The sequence below is a fragment of the Streptomyces griseoruber genome (assembly GCF_001514205.1).
Lineage (GTDB): Bacteria > Actinomycetota > Actinomycetes > Streptomycetales > Streptomycetaceae > Streptomyces > Streptomyces griseoruber.
In genome coordinates, this window is record NZ_KQ948814.1 from 3,953 (window position 1) to 5,091 (window position 1,139).

1 protein-coding gene is annotated in these 1,139 nt (G+C 68.1%); it reads right to left on the minus strand.

Annotation, left to right across the window (positions count from 1 at the left end; all coding sequences use genetic code 11):
• Nucleotides 1-1,139 (minus strand): acyltransferase domain-containing protein (locus AQJ64_RS44670; RefSeq protein WP_157881188.1); only part of this gene is annotated, 1,139 nt, incomplete at both ends.

Below are 1,139 nucleotides of genomic sequence, written 5' to 3' on the forward strand. Positions count from 1 at the left end.
GCTGGAAGGCGTAGGTGGGCAGGTCCAGGGGGTCGGCCGTCCGCCCGCTCACCGGCCAGTGCACGGGAAGTCCGGCGGTGAAGGCCTCGGCGAGCGCCAGAGTGAAACGCCGGTACTCGTCCTCGTTGCGGCGCAGGGTGCCCAGCACCACCGCGGACGCGTCCGCCTCCTCCAGACTCTCCTCGATCGAGGCGGTCAGCACCGGATGGGCACTGGTCTCGACGAACGCATCGAAGCCGTCCGCGAGCAACGCCTTCGTCGCACCATGGAAGTCGACGGTCTGCCGCAGATTCGTGTACCAGTACTCGGCATCCAGCACGGAACCGTCCACCACCCCACCGGTCACAGCCGAATAGAACGGCACCCGACCGGACCGCGGACGCACCGGCTCCAACAACTCCAGCAACTCATCACGAATCCGCTCGACATGCGCCGAATGCGACGCATAGTCGACCGGGATCCGCCGCGCCCGCACACCATCCGCCTCACACGAGGCCAACAACACCTCCAGCGCCTCCACATCACCCGACACCACGGTCGACAGCGGCCCATTCACCGCCGCCACCGACAACCCCTCCCCCAGACGCGGAAGAACCTGCTCCACCGGCAACGCCAGCGACACCATCCCGCCACGCCCCGCCAGCACACCCAGCGCCCTGCTCCGCAACGCCACCACCCGCGCCGCATCCTCCAACGACAGAGCACCACACACAGCCGCCGCAGCGATCTCCCCCTGCGAATGCCCCACCACAGCCGCCGGCTCCACCCCCACCGACCGCCACAACTCCGCCAACGACACCATCACCGCGAACAACACCGGCTGAACCACATCCACCCGATCAAACCCCGGCGCCCCCACCTCCCCCCGCACCACCGCGGACAACGACCAGTCCACGAACGGCTCCAACGCCCGCTCACACTCCACCATCCGCCCACGGAACACCGACGACGACTCCCACAACCCCGCCGCCATCCCCCACCACTGCGAACCCTGCCCCGGAAACACGAACACCCCACGACGACCCACCACACCCACACCAGTCACCACACCCGGCACCACCAAACCCGACACCAACGCATCCAGCCCCGCCAACAGCTCGACACGATCAGCAGCCACCACCACAGCCCGGTGATCGAAC